The 25,664-nt window shown below is 64.9% G+C and carries 25 protein-coding genes; 8 read left to right on the top strand and 17 right to left on the bottom strand.

The annotated features are described in order from the left end of the window. Positions 1-69: 69 nt before the first annotated feature. Positions 70-1,344: an aminotransferase class V-fold PLP-dependent enzyme gene (locus V473_RS06490; RefSeq protein WP_066601716.1), complete on the top strand. Its 1,275-nt coding sequence runs from the start codon at positions 70-72 to the stop codon at positions 1,342-1,344. A gap of 142 nt (positions 1,345-1,486) precedes the next feature. Beyond that, positions 1,487-2,275 (top strand): phosphoribosylaminoimidazolesuccinocarboxamide synthase, encoded by a 789-nt coding sequence (gene purC / locus V473_RS06485; protein WP_066601715.1) that lies wholly within the window; start codon positions 1,487-1,489, stop codon positions 2,273-2,275. A 60-nt stretch (positions 2,276-2,335) separates the two neighbouring features. On the opposite strand, the gene V473_RS06480 is transcribed toward purC, so the two are convergent. Further along, entirely contained in the window at positions 2,336-3,088 is a 753-nt protein-coding gene (locus V473_RS06480) for a sulfite exporter TauE/SafE family protein (RefSeq protein ID WP_066601713.1), read from the bottom strand. A gap of 51 nt (positions 3,089-3,139) precedes the next feature. After that, positions 3,140-3,289, bottom strand: a complete 150-nt coding sequence (locus V473_RS24015; protein WP_169793914.1) for a hypothetical protein — start codon at positions 3,287-3,289, stop codon at positions 3,140-3,142. Between the two features lie 161 nt (positions 3,290-3,450). Here V473_RS24015 and purS point away from each other — a divergent pair, with 161 nt between their 5' ends. Together purS and purQ are read left to right on the top strand one after the other, a co-directional pair. After that, a complete protein-coding gene (purS, locus tag V473_RS06475; RefSeq protein WP_066601702.1) occupies positions 3,451-3,690 on the top strand; it encodes a phosphoribosylformylglycinamidine synthase subunit PurS in 240 nt (79 codons plus the stop codon). Beyond that, positions 3,687-4,361 carry a phosphoribosylformylglycinamidine synthase subunit PurQ gene (purQ, locus tag V473_RS06470; protein ID WP_066601698.1) on the top strand — a complete coding sequence of 225 codons (675 nt, stop codon included), beginning with the start codon at positions 3,687-3,689 and terminating at the stop codon, positions 4,359-4,361. Before purS ends, purQ begins: the two co-directional genes overlap by 4 nt. A gap of 88 nt (positions 4,362-4,449) precedes the next feature. Here purQ and V473_RS06465 read toward each other — a convergent pair whose 3' ends face one another. From V473_RS06465 to wecB, 5 genes are all read right to left on the bottom strand, one after another. Next, positions 4,450-6,567 carry a GumC family protein gene (locus V473_RS06465; RefSeq protein WP_408021490.1) on the bottom strand — a complete coding sequence of 706 codons (2,118 nt, stop codon included), beginning with the start codon at positions 6,565-6,567 and terminating at the stop codon, positions 4,450-4,452. Then, on the bottom strand, positions 6,567-7,274 hold the full coding sequence (locus tag V473_RS06460) for a polysaccharide biosynthesis/export family protein (RefSeq protein ID WP_066601696.1): 708 nt from the start codon (positions 7,272-7,274) through the stop codon (positions 6,567-6,569). The genes V473_RS06465 and V473_RS06460 overlap by 1 nt, the downstream gene beginning before the upstream one ends. Before the next feature lie 102 nt (positions 7,275-7,376). Next, positions 7,377-8,672, bottom strand: coding sequence for a UDP-N-acetyl-D-mannosamine dehydrogenase (gene wecC / locus V473_RS06455; RefSeq protein WP_066601693.1), 1,296 nt, complete (start codon positions 8,670-8,672; stop codon positions 7,377-7,379). Positions 8,673-8,766: 94 nt separating this feature from the next. After that, positions 8,767-9,003: a hypothetical protein gene (locus V473_RS06450; protein ID WP_066601691.1), complete on the bottom strand. Its 237-nt coding sequence runs from the start codon at positions 9,001-9,003 to the stop codon at positions 8,767-8,769. Between the two features lie 173 nt (positions 9,004-9,176). Beyond that, positions 9,177-10,304: a non-hydrolyzing UDP-N-acetylglucosamine 2-epimerase gene (gene wecB / locus V473_RS06445; protein ID WP_066605211.1), complete on the bottom strand. Its 1,128-nt coding sequence runs from the start codon at positions 10,302-10,304 to the stop codon at positions 9,177-9,179. A gap of 164 nt (positions 10,305-10,468) precedes the next feature. Here wecB and V473_RS06440 point away from each other — a divergent pair, with 164 nt between their 5' ends. Next, on the top strand, positions 10,469-11,773 hold the full coding sequence (locus V473_RS06440) for a UDP-glucose dehydrogenase family protein (protein WP_066601689.1): 1,305 nt from the start codon (positions 10,469-10,471) through the stop codon (positions 11,771-11,773). Positions 11,774-11,921: 148 nt separating this feature from the next. Here V473_RS06440 and V473_RS06435 read toward each other — a convergent pair whose 3' ends face one another. After that, positions 11,922-12,782, bottom strand: coding sequence for an ABC transporter permease (locus tag V473_RS06435; protein WP_066601686.1), 861 nt, complete (start codon positions 12,780-12,782; stop codon positions 11,922-11,924). Between the two features lie 117 nt (positions 12,783-12,899). Here V473_RS06435 and V473_RS06430 point away from each other — a divergent pair, with 117 nt between their 5' ends. Continuing rightward, positions 12,900-13,595 carry a GcrA family cell cycle regulator gene (locus tag V473_RS06430; protein ID WP_066601682.1) on the top strand — a complete coding sequence of 232 codons (696 nt, stop codon included), beginning with the start codon at positions 12,900-12,902 and terminating at the stop codon, positions 13,593-13,595. 70 nt (positions 13,596-13,665) lie between these two features. Here the strand turns inward: V473_RS06430 and V473_RS06425 are convergent, their stop codons facing one another. Then, positions 13,666-14,505 (bottom strand): outer membrane protein, encoded by an 840-nt coding sequence (locus V473_RS06425; RefSeq protein ID WP_066601679.1) that lies wholly within the window; start codon positions 14,503-14,505, stop codon positions 13,666-13,668. A gap of 159 nt (positions 14,506-14,664) precedes the next feature. On the opposite strand from V473_RS06425, the gene parE reads away from it, so the two are divergent. Further along, positions 14,665-16,641 (top strand): DNA topoisomerase IV subunit B, encoded by a 1,977-nt coding sequence (parE, locus tag V473_RS06420; protein ID WP_066605209.1) that lies wholly within the window; start codon positions 14,665-14,667, stop codon positions 16,639-16,641. Positions 16,642-16,727: 86 nt separating this feature from the next. Further along, a complete protein-coding gene (locus V473_RS06415; protein WP_244884344.1) occupies positions 16,728-17,978 on the top strand; it encodes a serine hydrolase in 1,251 nt (416 codons plus the stop codon). A gap of 106 nt (positions 17,979-18,084) precedes the next feature. On the opposite strand, the gene V473_RS06410 is transcribed toward V473_RS06415, so the two are convergent. The 8 genes from V473_RS06410 to V473_RS06375 all read right to left on the bottom strand — a co-directional run bounded on the left by V473_RS06410 (position 18,085) and on the right by V473_RS06375 (position 25,380). Next, positions 18,085-18,876 (bottom strand): LysR family transcriptional regulator, encoded by a 792-nt coding sequence (locus V473_RS06410; protein WP_066601673.1) that lies wholly within the window; start codon positions 18,874-18,876, stop codon positions 18,085-18,087. Next, a complete protein-coding gene (apaG, locus tag V473_RS06405; RefSeq protein WP_066601670.1) occupies positions 18,873-19,271 on the bottom strand; it encodes a Co2+/Mg2+ efflux protein ApaG in 399 nt (132 codons plus the stop codon). Before apaG ends, V473_RS06410 begins: the two co-directional genes overlap by 4 nt. 32 nt (positions 19,272-19,303) lie before the next feature. Further along, positions 19,304-20,512 carry a trans-sulfuration enzyme family protein gene (locus V473_RS06400; protein ID WP_066601668.1) on the bottom strand — a complete coding sequence of 403 codons (1,209 nt, stop codon included), beginning with the start codon at positions 20,510-20,512 and terminating at the stop codon, positions 19,304-19,306. Then, positions 20,509-21,507: a threonine dehydratase gene (locus V473_RS06395; RefSeq protein WP_066601667.1), complete on the bottom strand. Its 999-nt coding sequence runs from the start codon at positions 21,505-21,507 to the stop codon at positions 20,509-20,511. Before V473_RS06395 ends, V473_RS06400 begins: the two co-directional genes overlap by 4 nt. Positions 21,508-21,622: 115 nt before the next feature. After that, positions 21,623-22,042: a hypothetical protein gene (locus V473_RS06390; RefSeq protein ID WP_066601666.1), complete on the bottom strand. Its 420-nt coding sequence runs from the start codon at positions 22,040-22,042 to the stop codon at positions 21,623-21,625. An 82-nt stretch (positions 22,043-22,124) separates the two neighbouring features. Further along, positions 22,125-23,168, bottom strand: a complete 1,044-nt coding sequence (gene leuB, locus V473_RS06385; RefSeq protein ID WP_066601665.1) for a 3-isopropylmalate dehydrogenase — start codon at positions 23,166-23,168, stop codon at positions 22,125-22,127. A 63-nt stretch (positions 23,169-23,231) separates the two neighbouring features. After that, positions 23,232-23,966 carry a DNA repair protein RecO gene (gene recO / locus V473_RS06380; RefSeq protein ID WP_066601663.1) on the bottom strand — a complete coding sequence of 245 codons (735 nt, stop codon included), beginning with the start codon at positions 23,964-23,966 and terminating at the stop codon, positions 23,232-23,234. Positions 23,967-24,015: 49 nt separating this feature from the next. Then, complete coding sequence (locus tag V473_RS06375) at positions 24,016-25,380, bottom strand: NAD-dependent succinate-semialdehyde dehydrogenase (RefSeq protein ID WP_148648380.1); 1,365 nt, start codon at positions 25,378-25,380, stop codon at positions 24,016-24,018. Positions 25,381-25,664: the final 284 nt, after the last annotated feature.

Raw genomic sequence — 25,664 nt, 5'->3', positions numbered from 1 at the left:
TTTCCGCTTGAGCATCGTTGAACATCGGGCAGACTTGTCAGCGGGCCATGCCGGCCCGGAAAGGCGCCCATGTTCGATCGTCGCAGTTTCCTCGGTTCCGCTACCGCCGCCTCCATGGCCTCTCCCGCCGCAGCGCAGGCGCTCAAGGCCGTGCCCCTGCCCGCTGCCGACCTCCATGGCCGGGATGAGGACGCTTATTGGAAGGCGCTCCGCGCACAATTCCTGATCCCTGCCGATGTCGTGAACCTGAATGTCGGGACGGTCGGCTCCTCGCCCCGCCCCGTCCTCAAGGCGATTTTCGACGGGTTCGAAACGACCGAGCAGATGACGCAGGCCGGATCGGAGGATTATCCGATCTGGGGCTATGGATCGTGGGAGGCCTATCGCAAGCCGTTCGCCGACTTCATGGGCGCGCATGTCGACCAAATGGCGATCCTGCGCAACTGCACCGAAGCGAACAGCTATGTCGCCAACGGCTTCGACATGAAGGCCGGCGACGAAGTGCTGATGAGCGACGAGGAACATGGGTCAGGCGAAATGCCCTGGATGCTGCGCCACCGCCGCTATGGCGTGGTGGTGAAAAAGTTCGCCATGCCCAAACCGCCCAAGGACGCGGCGGCGATATTGAACCGGATCAACGATGCGATCACCCCGCGCACGAAAATCATCTTCGTCAGCCATATCAGCACGGCGACGGGCGTCGTATTGCCGGCCAAGGAAATCGCCGCTCTGGCCCGGTCGAAGGGGATCGTGTCCGCCTTTGATGGCGCCCATGCGCCGGGTATGATCAAGGTCGATCTCAACGATATAGGCTGCGATCTTTACACGGGATCGATGCACAAATGGCTGTTCGCGACGAAGGGCACGGGTTTCCTCTACTTGCGCGACGAAAGCGTGATGGACCGGGTGTGGAATACGGTCGCCACGGGCGGCTATGACGATCCTACGCGCAAGGCGGACCGCTATATGCAGATCGGGTCGTCCTGCATCCCCACCTTGATGGGACTGAACGCCGCGATTGAATTGGCCACGAGCATCGGGATGGAGCGGATCGAGGCGCGCAATCGCCTGTTGGCCGACTATATCCATGGCCAGATGGTGAAGCGCGGGGCGGAAAGCTGGACCTCCCCCGATCCGGCGCTGCGCGGGGCGATCGCCACCGTCAACACACCGCCGGTGCAGCGGATGGAATTGCAGGAGTGGCTGTGGACCAACCACAAGATCCGCGTCCGCGGCGGCAACCCCAGCAAACTCAGGCTCGCGACGCCCTATTTCTTGAGCAAGGCGGACATCGACCGCTTCCTGGGACTGTTCGACGAATTTCGGAAGATGAAGGGGGCGTGATGCGCGCCGATGGAGAACGCATGGAATTGCACGCCTTGCGACTTTGCTCTATGGGCGGCCCAAGCAGCCCCGGCACCCGCTGATCCTCAACGATTCGCGATTGCCGGGGCGCAGTGTTTTATAAGACAAGTCAGGAACGCGCATGGCCCGTCGCCGCCAGATTTACGAAGGCAAGGCAAAGATCCTTTACGAAGGTCCTGAGCCAGGTACGATCATCCAATATTTCAAGGATGACGCTACGGCCTTCAATGCCCAGAAAAAGGGCACGATTTCGGGCAAGGGCGTGCTGAACAACCGGATTTCCGAGCATATCTTCACCCTGCTCGGCCAGATCGGCGTGCCGACCCACTTCATCCGCCGCCTCAACATGCGCGAACAGCTGGTCCGCCAGGTCGAGATCATCCCGATCGAGGTCGTGGTGCGCAACGTCGCCGCCGGATCGCTCAGCAAGAAGCTGGGCATCGAGGAAGGCACGCAGTTGCCCCGCACGCTGATCGAATATTGCTACAAGGACGATGCGCTGGGCGACCCGCTGATCTCCGAAGAGCATATCGCCTGCTTCGGCTGGGCGACGCAGGACGAGATGCACGACATCGCCGACATGGCGATCCGCATCAACGATTTCATGTGCGGCCTGTTCGCCGGCATCGGTATCCGCCTGGTCGATTTCAAGCTGGAATTCGGTCGCCTCTATGACGGCGAATATAGCCGCGTCATCCTGGCCGACGAGATCAGCCCGGACGGCTGCCGCCTGTGGGACATGGCGACCAACGAGAAGCTGGACAAGGATCGCTTCCGCCGCGATCTGGGCGGCGAAGTCGAAGCCTATCAGGAGGTTGCGCGCCGTCTTGGCCTGCTGCCCGAAGGACTGGACACCACTGTGCTCGACCTCGACACCCATCGCAAGAAGCGCGAGAAGGAAGAAGGCTGATCCTTCGATCAGAACGGACAAACCCGGCGAAGGCATCAGGCTTTCGTCGGGTTTTTCATGTCAGGCGATCAGCGCGTCGGCCATCAGCTTGATGCCCAGCAGCACCATCAGCGCGTAGATGAGCGTGTAGAAGCGCGCCGGATCGACCCGTCGCACCAGCGCCACACCGGCGAAGGTCGACAGGATCGCCACTGGCGCCAGCATCGCCGTCGCCATCAGATTGGCGTGGGTGAACTGCCCCAGCGCGGCATAGGCGGGCAGCTTCATCCAGTTCATCGCGGCGAAGGCGAGCGCGGTCGTCCCCACCAGCATGTCACGCGGCAGTTTTTTGGGCAGCACCCACATCTGGAAAGGGGGCGACCCGGCATGGGCGATATGGCTGGTGAAGCCACTGCCGATGCCGAACAGGAAGCCGACCCAGCCGGGCGAATCCGACGGCAGCACCACAGCCTTGCCGCGCTCGATCCACAGGCGTTGCAAGCCGAACAGCACGGAGATGGCGCCGAGCACGCCCAGCACTGCGGTTTCCGACACCTGCGCCGCGAACAGATAGCCAAGGCCGATGCCGACCGCGGCGCCCGGCAGCATGACCTTGAGGATGCCGCCGTCCCAGCTATGCCGATAGACCCATACGCTGACGACGTCCTGCAGGATCAGGATCGGCAACAGGATGGCCGCTCCGCGCACCGGATCGACGGCGAGCGCCATCACCGGCATGGCCAGCGCGCCGATCCCGGCGAAACCGCCCTTGGCTAGGCCCGCAAGGACGACGGCGATGATGGCGCATATATAATAGAGGGTGTCAGTGTTCATGCCCGCCGCTTAGGCGATGCGCGCGGGGATGAGAATGGAGATTTTCTGCGATCAATTATTGGCGCGATAGCCGATCAGCAAACCGAAACAAAAGGTCGCGAGCAGCGCGAGTTGGACCTTGCCGTGCGGATCATCATATCCCACGATCTGCTGCCCCCATGCGAACAGCCCGACAAACATCGCCAGCGCCAGCCCGGACATCGTTCCGCACGTCCCCCAAAATCACGCAGTCACGGTAGCGCAATGGTCGCTAACAAAGTCATAATGGCTTGCCTACGCGCCGCGCCGCGCTTAGGGGGTGCGGCGAAGGTCGGCCGTGCGGAATCGCGCGGCGCCAGTCGATTCCAAGGAGTCCGCGTCCCATGAAAGCCCGCATCTTCGTCACTCTCAAGGGCGGTGTCCTCGATCCCCAGGGCAGGGCCATCCACCATGCGCTCGACGGGTTGGGCTTTGGCGGCGTCAATGACGTGCGCGCCGGCAAGCTGATCGAACTGGACCTGGCCGACGACACCAGCGACGAGGATATCGACGCCATGTGCCGCAAGCTGCTGGCCAACACAGTGATCGAAAACTACCGCGTCGAAAAGTCGTCTAAGGCATGAAGAGCGCCGTCATCGTCTTTCCGGGCAGCAATTGCGACCGCGACCTGGCGGTGGCGTTCGAGGCTGCGACCGGACAGAAGCCCGCCATGGTGTGGCACCGCGACACGGACCTGCCCGACGACATCGACCTGATCGGCGTGCCGGGCGGTTTTTCCTACGGCGATTATCTGCGGTCCGGCGCGATGGCGGCCCGTTCGCCGGTGATGCAGGCGGTGGCGAGGGCAGCGACACGCGGCGCTTTCGTGCTGGGCATCTGCAACGGCTTCCAGGTGCTGACCGAAAGCGGTCTGCTGCCCGGCGCGCTGCTGCGCAACGCCGGCGGCCATTTCGTGTGCCGCGACGTCGCGCTGACGGTCGAGAATGCTGAAAGCGCCTTCACCAGCCGCTATGCGGCGGGTGAAGCGATCCGCTATCCGGTGGCGCATCATGACGGCAATTATTTCGCCGACGATGCGACGCTTGACCGGTTGGAAGGCGATAGCCGCGTGGCGCTGCGCTACGCCGAAAGCGTCAACGGTTCGGCTCGCAACATCGCGGGCATCCTGAACGACAAGGGCAATGTGCTGGGCATGATGCCCCATCCAGAGCGCGTGATCGAGCCGGCGCATGGCGCGACCGACGGTAGGCGCCTGTTCCAGGGGCTGGTCGAGGGGTTGATGGCGCGGGCATAAGCCTGACGCTTCATTGCTGGACATGAAAACAGCGCCTTCTCGATCGGGAAGGCGCTGTTTTCATTCTCACACCGAACGAATGTAGGATTCACCCGCCGCGGTGATAATCATAATCCATCGCCCGGCCTTGCTGCTTGGTCAGGATGGCGCCGACGATCGCGCCGCCGCTGCGCCGCAAGCGTTCGACCGCCGCGCGCAGGCCGCCATGATGGTTGCGGCCCCATTCGACCACCAGCAGGCTGGCCTGCGCCTTGGCCGCCAACAGCGGCGCATCGCCAATTCCCAGGATCGGCGGGGCATCGATCAGCACCGTGTCGTAGCGGTCGCGCACCGCCGTGAGCAGGCCGTCCAGCGCCGGGGTCGACAGCAGTTCCGACGGATTGGGCGGCAGCGTGCCGCAAGGCAGCAGCGCCACGCCCGCGATACCGGTGTCCACGATCACATCCTGCGCCATAGCCTGACCGGTCAGCACTTCGCTGATGCCGCGCGCGGGGGACAGGCGGAACAGGCGATGCTGCACCGGACGGCGCATGTCGCCATCAATCACCAGCACCGACTTGCCCAGGCCCGCCAGCGCCAGCGCCAACGCATGGAGGGTCAGCGACTTGCCCTCCCCTTCTTGCGCGCTGGTGACCAAGATCGATCGCGGCAGACCGTCTGCCGACGCCAACAGCAGCGACGCGGCGATCGGGGTGAATATCTCCGCCGGCTGGGGATTATCGCCGGTAACCGGCACCGCGCCGAGCAAGGACAGCCCGACCCGTTCCGCCAACGTGTCGGCGGAGGTCACGGCGTCATCGAACATATGCCGTGCCGCGACCAGCAGCAGGCCCAACGCCAGCCCGCCGAGCGAGGCCAGCAGAAGGGTCACGCCTATCCGCGGTGAAAAGGGCCGCGTCGGCACCGCCGCACGATCGAGGGGCTGGATGCGACCGGCTTGAAACCCCGCCTGCGACGCCATGTCGCGATAGCGCTGGAGCAGGCTGTCATGCAGCATTCGATAGGTATCGACCGAGCGTTCCATGATGCCCATCTGGACATCGCGGCCCTGCTCCACCTGCGCCTGCTGTTCGAGCTGCGCGATTTCCTTGGCGATCTGATCCTCGCCGCGCACCGCCACCTCATATTGTTCGCGCAGCGACGCCCGGATGGTGTTGGCCATGGAATCGGCCTGCTCATCCAGCGCCGCCAGCTTCGCCCGCGCTTCGCGCATTTCGGGATGGGCATCCTTACGAAACTGCCGTTCCTCGGCAACGGCCGCGCGGGCTTGCGCGCGATCGGCCATAATCTGCTGCATGGCCCCGTTGCCCAGCACTTCGGGCAGCGTGTCGGCGCTGGCGCGCCGCGCGCTTTCCCACCGTTTCTGCGCCGCGATACGATCGGCCGCAGCCTGCGCGCGGAAGGCGTTGAGCTGCGCCAGCCGCGTCGCCACCGACCCGTCGGGGGCGGCAGGCTTGACGGGTTTGCTCTCTTCGCCTGATTGGGCCGGCGTGCCGGTGCGCGTGGCATAGACAGCCATGTCGCGCTCGGCCCGCGCCAGATCGTTGCGCGCGCCGTCCAGTTCGCCCAGCAGGAAGCGGCGCGCCTGCACCCCGGATTCGAAGCCGCGCTTCAGGTCGGCGCGGATCAGGCTGTCCGCATAGCTGTTAGCCACGCGCGCCGAAAGCACCGGATCGGCGCTGACGAAGCTGATCCGCAGAACCCGCGACTTGCCGGGCAGTTCGACCTCCAGATTATCGCGCAGCAGCCGCACGACCATGTCCTGCTCCACCTGACGCTGCGACAAGGTGCCGACGCCCTCTGGCGGGCGGACCTCGTCCATGCCCTTGAAGAAGGTCGGCGTACCGACCAGCGACAGATCGCGCGCGACCTCCTCCGCCAGCGCCCGGCTGCGCAACACCTCCAATTCGGTCTGCATCAGCGTTTCGGTGTCGTTCGCCGATCCGGCGCGCTGGGCCGCGGCGGAACCGGCCGCGCCGGCAGGCACATCCTCCACCTCGACCGAGGCGGTGGCGCGATAATCAGGCGTAGAGGTGAGGATGAAGAGCGCGCCGGCCAACAGGCAGAGCGCCATGGTGACGAACAGGATGACGCGGTGGCGGCGCAGCACCAGCCAGCAGCGCTGCGCGGCGGCGGACAGGCGGGCGCTGAATCCTTCGCCGCCGTTATCCGCATCGTCACGCATCGGGAAAGCAGGAAGACCCATCAGTGATTTCCGTCCAGCGCGATAAAGCCGGTGGCGAGCGCAGGCATGGCCAGCAGCGCGCCGCCCACGATCGCCTTGGCGCGCGACAAGCCGACGATGACCATGTCGCCCGGCAGAATTTCAGGATCGGGCGCACGCCCCTTGCGAATGGCGGCCAGATCGAACAACGCGGCCCGCCGCTGGCCGTCCAACCGACGTATGACGACCACCTGATTGAGGCCGGCGAGCCGGGTCGGCCCCCTCGCCAGGGCGACGGCCTGTAACAGCGTCAGTCGCCCTTCGACCGGATAGAGGCCAGGTTCGCGCACTTCGCCATCCAATGTGACGCGGCGGCCCACGGCCTTTTTCACAAACAGGGTGACTTGCGGCGACACCAGATAGCGTTCCCCCAGGCGCCCGGCAATGACATCGCCCGCTTCGCTGGCGGTCAGACCCGCGACCGACACATCGCCGATCAGTGGCATACGGATCATGCCGGCCGCCGTGACCTGCGCGTCTTCCAGCGACAGGCCGGGTTCATGATACACTTGGATGCGCAGCACATCGTCTGGCGCGATACGATAATCCATTCCAATCGCTGGTGGCGGAGGGATCGCCACATAGGCGGCCTCGCCCCGTGGCGCATCCTCCACGGTCGCGCACGCCCCCAGCAGCCCGCAGGCCGCCAGCATCGCAATCGATCGGTTGATGCTGTTTCCGCGCTTCATCCGCGCTCCCGCCCCGTCCTAACCCAGATGAGGCCGGGGGTTAACGGCGCGGCACGATGATGGCAACCATGGACGGGACAGGCCGAAGGCGCCCGATGGCTGTCAGATGGCGAGGCGGTCGGGCGCGGGCTGCGCCAGGCGGCGCGGCTGATCGGGCCAGATGCCCCGCGTGTCATAGACAGCCTTGCCGGCGCGTTCATCGACGGGAACAGATTTGAACATGTCATGATCGACTAGAATGACGAAAACGCCACATTGTTCCAGTGCCGTATCGAGATCGATCAGGTCGGCCCCCGTTCCGGCGAATTCCATCGGCAATGCCTGAGCATAGGGTTCGACCAGCTTGATGCGGCGACCATAGCGCCGCGCCAGCCGCGCGGCGACCTTCACCGCCGGGCTTTCGCGGAAATCATCGATATTCGCCTTGAAGGCAAGGCCGAGGCAGGCGACGTCTTCGTCGGCGAAGGCGTCGATCATGTCCGACGCCTTGGCTATGACATAGTCGGTCTTGCCGTCATTCACTTCGCGTGCGGTGCGGATGATGCGGGCATTTTCCGGGTCGCCATGGACGATGAACCAGGGATCGACGGCGATGCAATGCCCGCCGACGCCTGGGCCTGGCGAGAGGATATTGACGCGCGGATGGCGGTTGGCGAGGCGGATCACCTCCCACACGTCGATGTCCACATTCTCCGCGATCACCGACAATTCGTTGGCGAAGGCGATGTTGACGTCGCGGAAGCTGTTTTCGACCAGCTTGACCATTTCGGCCGCGCGGGCGGTTGTGGTGATGCAGGCACCACGCACGAACTGGCGATAGAAGCCCAGCGCCTTGCGCGCGCAACGCGGCGTGATGCCGCCGATGCAGCGGTCGTTGTCGATCAGTTCGACCAGGATGCGACCTGGCAGCACGCGTTCCGGGCAATAGGCGATGGCGATGTCGCCCTGCGCGCCCTGCCCCGGCATTTTAAGGTCGGGACGAATGGCGCCGATCACGTCGCGCATCGCTTCGGTCGTGCCGACCGGAGACGTGGATTCGAGGATCACCGTATCGCCGGCCTTGAGCACCGGGGCGATCGTGCGCGCGGCTTTGAGCACATAGGAAATGTCGGGCGCGCGATCTTCCGACACGGGAGTCGGCACGGCGATGATGAAGACGTCGCTTTCCTCGACCTCCAGGCTGGCGCGCAGGTTGCCGCGAGCGACCACGCCTTGGACCAAGCCATCCAGATCGACTTCCTCGATATGGACGCGGCCGCTATTGACCGTTTCGACCACATGGGCGCTGACGTCGACCCCCACCACCTGCGCGCCGCCACGCGCGATCAGCGCGGCGGTCGGCAGGCCGATATAGCCAAGGCCAATGACGGAAACCTTCTGCTTTGCGTCGACAGGCATGAGGCGAACAATCCTTCAAACGGTGAATTCGCCCGCTTTTGTGCCCGGAAATGCTGAAGATTTCGGTAACGCTCCGGTCGCCGCCGTCTAACCTCTAGCGATAGCGCGGTAAAGGCTGGCGCGCCATGTGCATGGGCGAGCGGATGACCGGCGTGGTGATGATCTTGGTCTTCATCAAAGTACGGATGCGATCGGCGCCATCGGGATTGAGCAGCACGACGCGGGTGCCGCCCGACGTCAGCGGTTCGATGGTCGAAATGGCGATGGCGTGGCGGGCGCAGAGCGCGGTCACGTCGTCCAGCGGCGCGTTCAAATTAATGGCGCGGCTCATGCGGACGGCCTCGTCAGGCTCAGAATTGAGTGGGCGCGTATCGACAGGGTCATGAGACAGGCTCCTTGCATGGCAAGCGGGAGCGCGATTTGTCTCTCGGTCGTAGCGAATGCTTGCGGGCAGGTTTCGCGGCGATGCCGTCCGGTAGCAGATAGCCGCCACGACGTCGCCTTTTATTCCGCCATGGCGGCGCCCGCGCTGATCACCGCAGCGATTCGCGCCGCCGCCAGGCCGTCACCAAACGGATTATGCGCCCGTGCCATCGCCTGATAGGCGTCGTCATCATCCAGCAGCGCCAGCACCTCGCGCACGATGCGGTCGCGGTCGGCGCCCACCAGCCGGGCCGTCCCCGCCTCAATACCTTCGGGCCGCTCGGTCGTTTCGCGCATCACCAGCACCGGCTTGCCGAGCGAGGGCGCTTCTTCCTGCACGCCCCCGCTGTCGGTCAGCACCAGATGGCACATGTCGAGCAGGCGGACGAAATGGGGATAGTCGAGCGGTTCGATCATCGCGACATTGGGCAGGTCGCCCAATACGGCGTCCATCACCGGGCGGACATTGGGATTGGGGTGAACGGGGAAGATCACCGCGACGTCGGCGCGCGCGGCGATATCGGCTATTGACTGCGCGATCGCTTCCATCCCGCCGCCGAAATTCTCGCGCCTATGGCTGGTGACGGCGACGATTCGCTTGCCCGCGAAGCGCGCGGCCAGACCGTCCAGGCCGCTGGCCAGTCCCGGCTGCGCCAACAGCCGATCGCGGGTGGCGAGCAGCGCGTCGATCACGGTGTTGCCGGTGATATGAATGCTGGCGGCGTCCCGGCTTTCGTGCAGCAGCGCGTCGGCCGCGGCCTGGGTGGGCGCGAAGTTCATGTCGGCGATGCAGGCGACGACGCGGCGATTCACTTCCTCCGGCCAGGGATGATGAATATCGCCGCTGCGCAGGCCGGCCTCGACATGGGCGACCGGGATCTTGCGGTAATAGGCGGCCAAACTGGCGACCATCGTGGTCAGCGTATCGCCATGGACGACGATGCGGTCAGGCTGTTCCACGTCGAACGCCTGGCCCAGTTCGACGATCAGCCTGGCGGTCAGCCCGTCCAGCGTCTGGTTGGGGACCATGACGTCCAGGTCGATGTCGGGCACGATCCCGGCAATGTCCAGCACCTGGTCCAGCAGGCCGCGATGCTGCGCGGTCACGATGACCCGCGTCTCCACCCCGGATTGCGCGCGCAGCGCATGGATCACCGGGAACATCTTGATCGCTTCGGGGCGCGTCCCGAACACCAGCGCTACTTTCACATCCATTCCTTCGCCTGCTGCTGCGCCCAGCCTGTCGCAGAAATTGGTAACCAGCCCCTGAACGATCTTGCTAAATTCATCGCTGCAACGCAGCGAATTGTAATGTGCGCGCACTATGATACAGCCTGCGCATAGTCACCACGTCTTACGGAGCTGAATAGTCCATGAAAATCACGATGATCGGCACGGGTTATGTTGGACTTGTGTCAGGGGCCTGTTTTGCGGATTTTGGTCATGACGTGGTATGCGTGGACAAGGACGCCGGCAAGATCGCGGCGATCGAGTCCGGGCGGATGCCGATTTTCGAGCCGGGGCTGGACAAGCTGGTGGGCGACAATGCGGCGTCGGGCCGGCTGACCTTCACCACCGACCTGGCCGCTGGCGTCAAGGGCGCCGACGCGATCTTCATCGCGGTCGGCACGCCTTCGCGCCGGGGCGACGGCCATGCGGACCTGAGCTATGTCTATGCTGCGGCGCGGGAAATCGTTGCGGCGCTGGATGCGCCTGCGGTGATCGTGACCAAATCGACCGTGCCGGTGGGCACCGGCGACGAAGTCGAGCGGATCGCGCGCGAATTGAATCCCGACCTCGACATCCAGGTCGTGTCCAACCCCGAATTCCTGCGCGAAGGTGCAGCCATCGGCGATTTCAAGCGGCCCGATCGCGTCGTCGTGGGCACCACCGGTTCGGAACGCGCGATCGCGGTGATGAGCCAGGTCTATCGCCCGCTCAACCTGAACCAGGCGCCGTTGATGTTCACCGGTCGCCGCACCGCCGAACTCATCAAATATGCCGCCAACGCCTTCCTGGCGACCAAGATCACCTTCATCAACGAAATGGCGGACCTGTGCGAGGCGGTCGGCGCGGAAGTGCAGGACGTGTCGCGCGGCATCGGCCTCGACAACCGGATCGGCAGCAAATTCCTGCACGCAGGGCCAGGCTATGGCGGCTCCTGCTTCCCCAAGGACACGCTGGCGCTGGTCAAGACCGGCCAGGACCATGACGCCCCGATCCGCATCGTCGAAACGGTGGTGCAGGTCAACGACCTGCGCAAGCGGGCGATGGGCCGCAAGATCGTCAAGGCGATGGGCGGCGACGCCCGCGGCAAGACGGTCGCGCTGCTGGGCCTGACCTTCAAGCCCAACACCGACGACATGCGCGACGCCCCCAGCCTCGCCATCGTTCAGGCATTGGAAGACGCGGGCGCAAAGATCGTCGCCTATGATCCCGAAGGCATGGAGGTCGCCGCGCCGATGATGCCCAAGGTGGTCATGGCCAACGACGCCTATGAGGCCGCCGACGCCGCCGACGCGGTCGTGCTGGTCACCGAATGGGACATCTTCCGCGCCCTGGATTTGAAGCGCCTGGCCGCCGCCATGACCGGCACCGCGCTCATCGACCTGCGCAACATCTATCCCGCAGACGAGATCGAAGCTGCAGGCCTCGCACTCTCCCGCGTCGGTGGATAAGCAGAAGGCGGGGCGTCCTCACAACGCCCCGCCTTCTCTGCATCGCCAGCCCCGCCCGCATCATTGGCTGATCGCGGCGGCGACGTTGTTCCTGATGGGGATCGCCGTCCCGCTCTTTGCCGCCTTCATTTGAGGCGGCGGCAGCGGATCAAGCCTTGATCTTCCAGCCGCGCTTGAGCAGCGTGTAGCACAATCCACCCAGTATCAGGTTCAGGCCCAGCAGCACGCTGCTGCCCACCACGACATTGGTGTCGGCTGCCGCGACGAAGCCGTAGCGGAAGCCGGAAATGATGTAGAAGAACGGGTTGGCGTGGCTGATCGCCTGGAAAACCGGGGGCAGGCGATCAATTGAGTAGAATGTGCCCGACAGCAGCGCCAGCGGTCCGATCACGAAATTGGTGATCGCCGCGCCATGATCGAATTTTTCCGCCCAGATCGATGTCAACACGCCCAGAAAGGCGATGAAGCTGGTGCCGAGCAGGCCAAACCAGGCGACCGCCCACATATGCGCGGGCGTCACATGGACGCCGGGCCACAAGGCCATGGCCAGCCACAGGGCGAAGCCGACGAACATCGCGCGCGTCACCGACGATGCGACCAGCGCGAACAGCAATTCGCCCACCCCGATCGGCGGCATCAGATAATCCACCAACGTGCCCTGCACCTTGCCCACCATCAGCGCGAAGCTGGCATTGGCGAAGCAGGCGTTAATCATGCCCATGATGATCAGGCCCGGCGCGATGAAGTCGGCGAAGGGCACCGCTTCGCCGCGCAGCAACACGGTCCGCCCGCTGCCGCCCAGCGCAACGATGAATATCACCAGGAACATCAGCGTCGTGATCGCCGGCGCCCAGACGGTCTGGAGTTGCACCTTCAGGAAGCGGCGCACTTCCTTGGCGTAGAGCGCCCAGGTGCCGGCCCAGTTGATGTTGCGAATCTGCGGCACGCCCGGTTCGGGGAATGGCGGCTGTACCGCGGGAGCGGCGTGAATTTTGGGCTGGTCGTTCATGGTTGGATCGACTATCGGCTGGTCCGTTATGCCGCAAGGGGGAAGGTCCAAGGATTTGAACCTGCGGCGTGGCTTCCCATATAGGGAGCCATAGAAGATTTGTGAGGAGTTTTTTCATTGTCCTGGACCGACGAGCGTATCGACCAGCTCAAGGGGATGTGGGAGCGCGGACTGACCGCCAGCCAGATCGCCGATGAACTCGGCGGGGTCAGCCGCAATGCGGTGATCGGCAAGGCGCATCGCCTGGGCCTGCAATCCCGTCCTTCGCCGGTGAAGGCGAATGAGACGCCCAAGAAGGCTGCCGCCCCTGCGCCGCGGAAACCCGCGACCGCCCCGGATGTGGAAGCGTCGCGCGCCGCCGCGCCTGTCGTGTCGGCTCCGGCGCCCATCCGTGCGCCCGTCGCTGCGCCGGCGGCCCCTGCGACGCCGACTCCCGCCGCCGCAGCCGCCACCGATGCACCGCCCCCGCCGCCGCAACCCCGCATCATTTCGGTCGGTCCCGGCGGCTTCCTGCGCCAGGGTCCGGGCGACCAGCAGGCGCCGATCCCGCCCGCCCCGCCGCGCCGCCTGGTGCCGGCAAAGCCGAGCGCCGAGATTGCGGACAAGACGACGCTGCTCGACCTGACCGAGCGGATCTGTAAATGGCCGATGGGGCATCCGGGCGAACCGGACTTTCATTTCTGCGGCGAGCAGGTCAATCCCGGCTTCCCTTATTGCGTCGAACATTGTGGCCGCGCCTATCAGGCGCAGTTGCCCCGCGGCACACGCCGTCCGCCCCCGCCGCTCCCCTTTGGCGGCCCGCGGGTCCGCTGAAGCGTCACGCCAGACGCGAAAAAGGCCCGGCTTCCATTTGGAAGCCGGGCCTTTTTCGTGTTCGTTGCAATCAGAAGCGGAAGCTGGTCGTCACCATCACGCTCTGCGTGTCGAACTTGTCGCCGCGATTCATGCTGGCGCCGCCCGACGGGGTGATGCGGAAGGGATTGGTCGCCGGAGCCGTGCCCGCGCCGACATCGACGCGATAGTCGCCGACATTATAGCGGGTCCACAGATAGCGTGCGCCAATCGAGAAATTATCCGACACCTTGGCTTCGATACCGCCGCCCATCGTGTAGCCCCATGCATCTTCCTTGCGATCGACTTCGGTGAAGCTGTTGGCGCCATTGCTGGTGCTGAAGCTGTTCTTCACCTTCGCATAGGCAAGGCCGCCGGTGATGTAAGGCATGATGCCGCCGGGGGTCGTATAACCCAGGCGGGCGCGCAGGTTGGCGTTATAGTTGATCCGCCGGGTCATGGTGTAGAAAGCCGGCGTCGTGGAATATTCGGTCACGCTGTCGCTGACATAGGCTTTGCCCGCTTCGGCGACCACGCCCGCGACGATGCTGCCAAACTGCCGGTCATAGCCGACATGACCCATCCAGCCGATCGCATCCTTGTCGTCGTCGCAGCCAGCACCTGGCGTGGGGCCGCGCGCCGCGCCGCCGCAGGTGCCCGGCGAAAAGGCGTTGGCGCCCGACGTGGTGCGGATCACGTCATTATAGTCGCCATCGGCGTCCGTATCGAAACGCAGATGTTCGCCCTGGTCGCTTTTCTGCCAATTATAGCCGAAGGAGCCGCCGACATAAGGGCCGCTCCAGTCGACCGGCGCGCTGTCCTGCGCAACGGCCGGCATCGCCATGACAAGCGCCAGGGTGGCGCCGAGCGGCGCGATATGCTTGATCTTCATGAATATAGTCTCCTCGCGGGACGGGCCGTTTTCGACCCATCTTCCTGCCGCTAACGAACCCACCGTCCATTTTGTTTCACTGCCTTTTGTGACATATCGTTGCTGCCCGGACATGGCTCGGCGCTTGCGCCCGCCGCGCGCCCGCTTATAGCTTACGGCATGTCCGAAGACCTGTTCGCCGCCAACACCCCCGCCACCCCGCAATATGATGCTTCCACGATCGAGGTGCTGGAAGGGCTGGAGCCGGTCCGTCGCCGCCCCGGCATGTATATTGGCGGCACCGACGAGCGCGCGCTGCATCACTTGGCGTCCGAAGTGCTGGACAACAGCATGGACGAGGCCGTCGCCGGTCACGCCACCCGGATCGAGGTGACGCTGGAGACCGGCAACAAGCTGACCATTACCGACAATGGCCGCGGCATTCCGGTGGATGCGCATCCCAAATTTCCCGGCAAGTCGGCGCTGGAGGTCATCATGACCACGCTCCATTCGGGCGGCAAATTCGAGGGCAAGGCCTATGCCACCTCAGGCGGCCTCCATGGCGTTGGCATTTCCGTGGTCAATGCACTGTCGACCGACACGGTGGTCGAAGTCGCGCGCAACAAGGAACTGTTTCGCCAGAAATTTGCGCAAGGCCTGCCCGTCACGACGCTGGAAAAAGTCGGCGCGGCGCCCAACCGGCGCGGCACGTTGGTCAGCTTCGTCCCCGACACCGAAATTTTCGGCGAGCAGAAGTTCAAGCCCGCCCGTCTGCATCGCCTGGCGCGGTCCAAGGCCTATCTGTTCGCGGGCGTCGAAATCCGCTGGAAATGCGCGCCCGAACTGATCAGCGACGATACGCCAGCGGAGGCGGTGTTCCAGTTTCCCGGCGGCCTGGCCGATCATCTGAAGGAACAGGTGGGCGGCCGCGATTGCGCGACCAGCGTCTTTTTTTCGGGCAATCAGGATTTTCCCGGCACGGCTGGCCGGGTCGAATGGGCGGTCGCCTGGCCGCTGTGGTCCGATGGCAGCTATAGCTGGTATTGCAACACCATCCCGACCCCCGATGGCGGCACCCATGAAGCGGGCCTGCGCACCGCTCTGGTCAAGGGCATCCGCGCCTTTGCCGAACTGATCGGGCAGAAGAAGGGCAAGGACATCACCGCCGACGACATCATGACGTCATCGGAAATCATGCTGTCCGTCTTCATCCGCGATCCGCAGTTTCAGAGCCAGACCAAGGATCGACTGACCAGCCCCGACGCCGCGCGACTGGTGGAAAATGCGGTGCGCGACCATTTCGACCATTATCTGACCGACCATATGGATCGGGGCAAGGCGCTGCTCGCCTATGTGCTCGACCGGATGGATGAGCGCCTCAAGCGCAAGCAGGAGAAGGAGGTCAAGCGCAAGACCGCGACCAACAGCCGCAAACTGCGCTTGCCCGGAAAGCTGACGGATTGTTCGAACGACGACCCGGAAGGTGCTGAAATCTTTCTGGTCGAGGGCGATTCGGCCGGTGGTTCGGCCAAGCAAGCGCGCGACCGCAAGACCCAGGCGATCCTGCCCCTGCGCGGCAAGATATTGAACGTCGCGTCCGCCAATAACGCCAAGATCCTGGCCAATCAGGAAATTGCCGACATGATCCTGGCGCTGGGCTGCGGCACGCGCAAGGATTGCAACCCGGATCATCTGCGCTACGAACGCATCGTCATCATGACCGACGCCGATGTGGACGGCGCGCATATCGCGACGCTTCTGATGACCTTCTTCTTTCAGGAAATGCCCGAACTGGTGCGGCGCGGGCATCTCTATCTCGCCCAGCCGCCGCTCTATCGGCTCGTGGCGGGCGGCAAGAGCCTCTACGCCAAGGACGACGCCCATCGCGAACAGCTGATGGCGAAGGAGTTCAAGGGCAAGAAGGTAGAAGTCAGCCGCTTCAAGGGGCTGGGCGAAATGAACCCCATGCAATTGCGCGAAACCACCATGGACCCCAAGACCCGGATGCTGATCCGCATCACCCTGCCCGACGATGTCGAGGACCGGGCGCAGGTGCGCGATCTGGTTGATCGGCTGATGGGCACCAACCCCGCGCATCGCTTCGCCTTCATCCAGGAAAATGCCGCGGCGGTGGACGAGGAAGCGATCGACGCTTGAATAGGGCTATGGTCCGTCAGAAGCGTGCTGCCACTTTCGCAGGAGCCCGCTGTGCCAGGCTCCTTGTCCTGCTATCCCTATTCGTCATGGCCGTATTTCCTTCCCCTTCCCGTGCTGCCCCCTCCCCCGCCTATCAGGCCCGTGCGGTACAACTGCTCCGCATCCTCAGCGCGCCCGGCGGCGAGGAGGCCTATTTCTCTACCCTCTTTCTCGACGCCGTGCCGGTGGATCGCTGGCGCGCCATCGCCGCCGACCTGCGCGCCCAGCATGGCGAACCGCTTTCGCTCGGCGCGGTGCGGACCGACAGCGCCACTGCCGGGCAGGTCGAAATCCGCTATGAACGCGCCACTGTAGGCTTTACCCTGGTGGTCGCGCCGCAAACGCCCCATCTGGTCGTCGGCCTGCATATCGTGGGCGCCCGCACCGCCAATGACAGCCTGGACAAGGTCATGGCCGACGTCGCCGCCTTGCCCGGCGCCACCGCCGTCGCGATCGCGCAACTGACCGACTCCGGTCCGCAATGGCTGCATGTCCACCGCGCCGACGTGCAGATGGCGACCGGCTCCAGCTTCAAATTGTATATTCTCGCCGAACTGGCGCGCGCGGCGGCGGCGCGCGAGCGGCGCTGGAGCGATGTCATCCCTCTAGGCCCGAAAAGCTTTTCCGGGCGGCTGATGAACTGGCCCGACCGTGCGCCGATGACGCTGCACAGCTTGGCCACGGCGATGATCGCCGAAAGCGACAATAGCGCGAGCGATACGCTGCTTCGCGCGCTGGGGCGGGATCGGGTAGACGCCATGCTGGCCACGACCGGCCATTCAGACGCGGCCAAAGCGCTGCCTATACTCAGCACCGCCGAAGCCTTCGCGCTCAAAATGCCCGTCAATGCCGACCTGCGCCACCGTTACGCAACGGGATCGCTCGCTGACCGTCGCGGGCTGCTGCACGATGCGGCTCGCCGCCTGACCGCGGACAAGGTGGATGTGGGCAGCGTGGCCGAAATACCCACGGCGATCGACAGCATCGAATGGTTCGCATCATCAAGGGACATGATCGGCCTGCTCGACTGGCTGCGCCTGCATGGCGGCGACGCGCTGCCGATCCTGGCCGTCAACCCCGGCATCGCGCCCGCCGATGCGAAACGCTGGCGTTATCTGGGCTATAAGGGCGGCAGCGAACCCGGCGTGATGGCGATGAACATGCTGGGCCAGGCACCGAACGGCGCTTGGTATGCCGTCAGCGGCGGTTGGAACAACCCGACGGCGCGGGTGGATGAAGGAAAGTTCGTGGCGCTGATGACGCGGGCGATGAATCTGGCGGCGGCAGATGGGCGTTGATGACGACCACGTCTTATTCGCCGACTGTCTTAAACCCGGAAAAGTGAGATCCCGGCCTTCGCTGGGACAACCATGGTGAGTGGCTGAAAATGGCCGACAACAGCCCTTACCCCGTCAGCGCCTCGACCAGCGCCTTGACCTTCTTCTGCCGCCATTGCGGCAACGGCGCGATCAGCCAATAAGCGAGCAGCGTCGGGGTCGTATCGCCCACCTGCCGCACCCGGCCCGCCGCCAGATCGGCCTGCGCCAGCAGCAGCGGCACGCGCGCACGGCCAAAGCCGCTGGCCGCCGCCTCGATCGCCAGCCCTCCATCGGCAACGCGAATGATCGCGGGCTTGTCGCCCGCCGGGCAACCGGGCCAATCGATGCGATGATCGGGGCCACCCGCCGCCGCCTCGACCGTGACATAAGCGGCTTCGCCGATCTTAACGCCTTCATGCTCGCCCGCGCCGTCGGCCAGGCGGATCGCGATGTCCAGATTGGCTTCGGTGAAATCGAGCGCCTCGTCCGCAGCGATCAGCTGGAACGTCAGGTCGGACTGGCCGGCGGCATAGGCGGCCAGACGCGGCTGAAGCCATTTGCCCGTGATGTCGCGCGGCGCGGCGATGGTCAGCGCATGGCTGGACTGGCCCGCCTGCATCGCCCGCACCGCTTCCTCGAACTCCAGGAAGCCGGCGCGCAGCGCGTCAAGGCCGCCCTCCGTTTCCGGCGTCAATTCCAACCCCTTGGGCGTGCGGCGGAAGAGGACGACGCCCAGCATATCCTCCAGCGCGCGAATCTGTTGCCCCACGGCGGCCGGCGTCACCGCCAGTTCGTCCGCGGCACGGGTGAAGGATAGGTGCCGCGCGGCCGCGTCCAGCACGCGCAGACCGTTGAGCGGCAAATGGGTCCGCTTCATTCGGCCACCGCCGGGGCGATCAGGGCGAAATGGGGGATCGCCACATCGAACGTCTCACCGCCAACGCCGATCATCCGATAGCTGCCCTTCATCGATCCGGTCGGCGTATTGAGAGGGCAACCCGATACATAGTCATAGCTTTTCCCCGGCTGCACCACGGGTTGCTCCCCCACGACGCCATCGCCATCGACCATATGCTGGACCCCGCGGCCATCAGTGATGATCCAGTGGCGGGTCAGGAGTTGCACCGGCTGGTCGCCCTGATTTTCGATGCGGATATGATAGGCCCAGAACCAGCGGCCCCGGTCCGGCTCCGACTGTTCGGGCAGGAAGGTGACCGCGACATGGACGATGATGTCCCGCGTGGTGGCGTGGAAGGGGAAGAGTGCGTTCACGTCCCGGAAATGCGCCCTAACCCCCTCATTCGTCAACGCCCTATCGACCGCAGCGCCTGATCGAGGTCGGCGATCACATCGTCCGCATCCTCCAACCCGACATTGAGGCGCAGCATGTCTTCGGTGATGCCGACTTCCAGCCGCGCCGCTTCCGCCATGCCGAAATGGGTGGTCGAGGCAGGGTGGGTCATCAACGAACGCGAATCGCCGATATTGTTGCTGATGTCGATCAGTTCCAGGCCGTTGAGCAGGCCGTGCGCCTCCGCCCGGCCACCACCGACATAGAGCGAGAAGATCGGGCCGGCCATGGCCATCTGACTCATGGCGAGCGCGTGCTGGGGATGGCTTTGCAGGCCGGGATAGAGCACCTTGGCGACGCGCCCTTCGAGGAAGGCGGCGACCTTCAGCGCATTTTCGCTCTGGCGGCGGATGCGCAGGTCGAGCGTTTCCAGCCCCTTTAACACCACCCAGGCATTGAACGCGGCCAATGTCGGGCCGGTGTTGCGGTGGAAGGGCAACAGGACATTGTCGATCCAGTCGCGCGTGCCGCAAATGGCGCCGGCGAGGACGCGGCCCTGACCGTCCATCATCTTGGTCGCGCTATAGGCGACGACGTCCGCGCCGAATTCCATCGGCCGCTGCAAGGCGGGCGTGGCAAAGGCATTATCGACGACGCTGGTGATGCCATGCGCCTTGGCGATGGCGCAGACCGCCGCCAGATCGACAATGTCCATCGTGGGATTAGCAGGGGTTTCGAAAAAGAAGACCTTGGTATTGGGCCGGATCGCCGCTTTCCAGGCCGCGGTGTCGCTGCCATCGATCGTCGTCGTTTCGATCCCGAATTTGGGCAGCAGCGTATCGGTCAGCCAGCGGCACGAACCGAAGGCCGCCTTGGCGCCGACGACATGGTCGCCCGCGGACAATTGGCAGAGCAAAGCCGCGGTCATCGCCGCCATGCCGGTGGCGGTCGCGCGGCAGGCCTCCGCCCCTTCGAGCAGGGCGATGCGCTGTTCCAGCATCTCCACGGTCGGGTTCTGGAGACGGCTATAGGTCATGCCGACCTGTTCACCGGCGAAGCGCGCCGCGGCATCTTCCGCCCGGTCGTAGCTATAGCCGCTGGTCAAGAACAGGGCTTCGGACGTCTCGCCATATTCGCTGCGCGCCGTGCCGCCCCGGATCGCCAGCGTTGCAGGCTTCCAGTTCTTGGTGATTTCAGGGTTCTGACCGCTTTTCCGCTTCATATCGCTTTCCGCATGTCCATCGTCACTTGCGGCGTGGCGCCGCCCAATATCTCGGCCATCTGGCTCATGTCGCCATTACCGCCCGACAGGATAACCGCAACCTTCTTGCCACGCATTCGCTCCTTTTCCTGGAGCGCGGCCGCGAGCGCTACGGCGCCCGCACCCTCGGCCAGATTATGCGTGTCCTGCCAATAGATGCGGATCGCCTGCGCCACCTCATCGTCGGTTACGCCCACGAAGCGATCGGCGCGCGGCCCGAAATAGTCGAGCGCCGCCTGGACCGGGGTGCAGACCGCGACGCCATCGGCAAAGGTGTAGGCGGTGGGGCTAGACACCAATCGTCCGGCTTCGAAGCTGCGCTTGGCCGCATCGACATGGGCGGACACGACGCCGACCACCTTGGTCTTCAGGCCCAGCGCATCGCGCGCGGCGATCGTGCCGCACAGGCCCGATCCGCAGCCGACCGGGACATAGACGGTATCAAGGTCGGGCACCGCATCGAATAGTTCCAGGCCATAGCTGGCAACGCCGCGCACCAGTTCGTCATGATAGGCCGGCACCATGAACAGGCCCTGCTGCGCCGACAGGCGGATCGCTTCGGCCTTCGCGCTGTCGAAATCATGGCCATGTTCGATCAGGGTCGCGCCGAATGCGCGCATCGCGGCATTCTTCTCCAGCGCGTTGCCGTGGGGCACGACGATGGTGGCGGCGATGCCGGCGGCGGTTGCCGCGCGCACCTGCGCCTGGCCGTGATTGCCGCGGGTGGCGGTGATGATGCCCGTCACCTCTGGATGAGTCCGCCGCAGCCAGTCGATATAGGTGATCGCGCCCCGCGCCTTGAACGCGCCGGTGGGCGTGTGATTCTCATGCTTGACCCACAGGTCGCAGCCGGCCCGCTGGCCCAACAGCGGCCAGGCATATTGCGGGGTCGGCGGAACCTGGGCATGGACCATGTCGGCGGCGGCGCGGAGGCTTGACAGGGAGAAATCGTTCATCCCGTCGCCCCTAATGGCTATGCAGAGTGTAGGACAGAACCGATAGTGCGCAATTGGCCCTGTAAGTGGCCCTACCCGACCAGTCCGGCCAGCCTGTCCGGTCAAACCAAGCCCGTCAGGCGGCGCGGCGCGGCGCGTCCACCATCAGCGGGTGAAGATGCCGCTCCTCCCATGTCATCCGGTCCAGCAGGCCCTGTTGCAGTTCCAGCACGGCGTCGCGATAGCCGTGCCAGTCCTGGGTGATCTGCGCCGGGGTCCAGTCCTTGATATGATCGCTGTAGCGCAGGAACAGGGCGACCATCGCGCGGCTGTGATCGCGCATGACAGAGTCCGCCTGCGCCGCCGTCGACCCGCTGCGCAGCGCCACCACCAGCGCATCTTCCCGGCCCATATGGTCGCGGAACAGTTGCGAAAAGGCGATGCGCCGGCGGGCGATGTCCGGCAGCGCCTCCGGCCCGCGGGTGCGCATGATATGCGCAAATTCCCCCATCATGCCCCGCAGGGCATCATGGTCCCGTGTCAATTGCATCAACATAGTGCGTCCCCGTTTTCCCATTAGATCGGTCGAAGGACGCAAAAGTTAAGGAAATTTCCCGGTTATGCGACGAACCGAGCGGTCAGAGCACAGCCAGAACCGCGTCGCCCATCTCCACGGTCGACATGGTCCCGCCCAGATCGGGCGAGCGCGCGCCGTCGGCCAGCGCCTTGGCCACAGCGGCTTCGATCCGATCGGCCTGTTCGGGCAGGTTCAGCGAATAGCGCAACATCATCGCCGCCGACAGGATCGTCGCGAGCGGATTGGCCTTGCCCGTGCCGGCAATGTCGGGGGCGGAGCCATGGATCGGCTCGTAAAGGCCCTGGCCGCTGCCGTTCAGCGTGGCCGAAGCCAGCATCCCGATGGAGCCGACGCACATGCTCGCCTGATCGGAAAGAATGTCGCCGAACAGGTTGCCGGTGACGATGACGTCGAACTGGCCGGGGTTGCGGACCAACTGCATCGCGGCGTTGTCCACATACATGTGGCTGAGCGCCACGTCGGGATAGTCGGCCGACACGGCGATCACCACGTCGCGCCAGAGCTGGCTGGTTTCCAGTACATTGGCCTTGTCTACCGAGCAGAGCTTGCCACGACGCGCGCGCGCGGCCTGAAAACCGGCATGGGCGATACGGCGCACTTCGGCTTCGTTGTACGACATGACGTCATAGCCTTCGCGCAGGCCGTCGGCGGTGGTGCGGAAGCCCTTTTCGCCGAAATAGACATCGCCATTGGTTTCGCGGACGATCAGCAGGTCGATGGCGCTGGCGACTTCGGGGCGCAGCGCGGATTCGTCGGCCAGTTCGGGGAAAACCTTGGCCGGGCGCAGGTTGGAGAAGAGGCCCAATTCCTTGCGCAGGCCCAATATCGCCTGTTCGGGGCGCAGGCGCCGTTCCAGCGCATCGCAGTCGGGATCGCCGACCGCGCCGAACAATATGGCGTCTGCGCGCTTGGCCAGGTCCAGCGTTTCGGGCGGCAGCGGATGGCCGACCGCCTTATAGGCCGCGCCGCCGACCAGTCCGTCCTCATAGGTCAGGCCGTCGATCGCCAGCGCATCGAGCACACGCACGGCCTGCGCGACGATTTCTGGACCGATGCCGTCTCCGGGAAACAGGGCGATCAACATGGCGAGACTCCTTATATTGCGTGGCTGATATTGCGTGGCTGGCCCTTATGGAGACAGAAGGTTTCACGCAACCGCCCTTTTCAGCCGGTCTACCAGTCTTTCGCGCGCAGCGAGGATGTCGGCGCGCCGATCGATCAGGATGGAGCGTTCGAGGAAGAAGCCGGTGAGGCGCAGCCCGTCCAATAGCTGCGTCCAGTCGCCCATGCCGCCTTCGATCAGGAAGGGGGGCAGCGGCAGCAACCGGGCTTCATAGCCGACCGCCGCCGCGCGGCTGACCGCTGCAGCGCTGCGCGGGCTGACATAGGCGAGGTCGTCCGTATCCCCGCCCACGGCGCAGCGCGTCAGGTCGAGGCCGAAGCCCAGTTCGGCCAGCAGCAGCAATTCGTAGCGCACCAGCGCCACCGCCCAGCCGCGCGCCGCCGGAGCCGCCTCCACCGCGCCCAGCACGCCGTCGAGCGCCTGATGCAACGCCGGATAGGGCGTACCTTCCGGCAGCGCCGCGGCGGTCAGGGCGCAGCTCCAGTCGATCGCCACGGCCGGCAGCGGTTCAGCCAGCAGCGGTGCACGGCTCTGCGCCAGTTCGACGGTCAGGCCGGCCAGTTGATCCTCCGTCCGGGCGCGGAAATCGGCCTTCACGATATTGCCGGGAAGCAGCACCGGGCGCAAAGCCCGCGACCGACCGCCACGGACATAGCCGGGTAGCAGGCCATGATCGGGCGTTAGCAGCCGTATGATCGCGCCATGTTCGCCATGATGGCGCACGGCGCAAACGATCGCGGTGGTGCTGAGGCTGGGCATGACGCTTATCTGTACGTCCAAGCATGGCGGTAGGAAAGCGGTTCGCCGATCATTCGCTCCGATAGACGCTCTTCAAATTCATGAATTCGTGCAGCCCGAACGGGCCGAGTTCGCGGCCATGGCCCGAGCGCTTGACGCCGCCGAAAGGGGCTTCCGGGGCGGAGGCCAGCATCTGGTTCACCGCCGTCATACCGGCCTGGATGTCGCGGATGAAGCGCGCCTCTTCCGCCGCGTCCGTCGTCCAGACCGACGAACCGAGGCCGAAGGGAATGCCATTGGCGATGGCGATCGCATCGTCGACGTCCGCGGCCCGGAACAGCATGGCGATGGGGCCGAAAATCTCTTCCCCCATCAACGCGGGGTCGGTGGGCACATCGGTCAATATACCGGCATTCATGTAGGCGCCGGGACCGGGCAGCGCTTCGCCACCGATCAGTGTCGCGCCCGCCGCCTTCATCTTCCACACTTGTTCCTGCACGGTGCGGCGCTGTTCCTCGCTGGAGAGCGGCCCCATGTCGCTCGCCGGATCGAAGGGATCCCCCGCCTTCACCGCCGCCATCGCGGCCGAGAAGCGGTCCAGAAATGCGTCATAAATATCGGTATGGACGATCATCCGCTTGCCGCAGATGCAGGACTGGCCGCTATTCTGGACCCGCGCCATTACCGCCTGCTTGACCGCCGCGTCGAGATCGGCCGAGGGCATGACGATGAACGGGTCCGCACCGCCCAGTTCCAGCACCACCTTCTTGAGCGCCCTGCCCGCCTGTTCCGCCACGGCGCGACCCGCGCCCTCGCTGCCGGTCAGGGTGACGGCGGCGACGCGATCGTCGGCTATGATCGCCGCCACCGCGTCCGAGCGGATCGGCAGGTTCTGGAACAAACCATCGGGCGCGCCGGCCACGCCCATCATCTCCTGCATCAGCGCGGCGACGCCCTGCACATTGCTGGCATGTTTGAGCAGTCCGATATTGCCGGCGAGGATGCAAGGGGCAAGGAAGCGGGCGACCTGCCAATAGGGGAAATTCCACGGCATCACCGCCAGCACCGGACCGATCGGCAGCCAGACATAATTGGCTTTCCCCCCGGCGGCGAGCGGGATGCTGCCGCCCTCCAGCATGGCCGGGCCGGCTTGCGCGTAATGGCGGAAGGCGGCGACGCATTTGTCGACCTCCGCCAGCGCTGATTTCAGCGTCTTGCCCATTTCCAGAGTCGCCATGCGGGCGAGGCGATCGCGGTTATCGTGATAGGCGTCGGCCAAGGCGGTGAGGAGCGCGGTGCGATCCGAGATGGGGGTGGTCCGCCATGTCGCGATGGTCGCGGTCGCTTGGTCGAGCGCGGCGTCGATCTGCGCTTGGGTGAATTGTTCGTGAGTGGCGATCTCTTCTCCGGTGGCGGGGTTGATGCTTTTCATGATCGGCTCCGGGGTGATTCGGGTGGGGGAAGGCGATGCAGGCCGCCTTTGCAGGGTCACAACGCGGTCATGGTGCCGAAGTTCACACCGTTGCTGGATATGGAAAAGCGCGGGGAAATGGGGCTGATCGTACCGAGAAAGCCCCGGTCAGCTGTTTGGCGCGCGTCGCCGGCGCGCCATGTAGGTCATAGTGACGCAAGCCTGCCGCGCCGGGTGGGTCACGGGATTTTTGGTGCGGGCTGCGGGGAGTCAGGCGGCGGAGCGTGTGGATCATCCACCATGGTAGA

Origin of the sequence: Sphingobium cupriresistens LL01 (assembly GCF_001046645.1) — a bacterium.
In the GTDB taxonomy this organism is placed as follows: domain Bacteria; phylum Pseudomonadota; class Alphaproteobacteria; order Sphingomonadales; family Sphingomonadaceae; genus Sphingobium; species Sphingobium cupriresistens.
The sequence above is the reverse complement of the archived record's forward strand: the minus strand, read 5'-3'. Positions and strand labels throughout refer to the sequence as shown.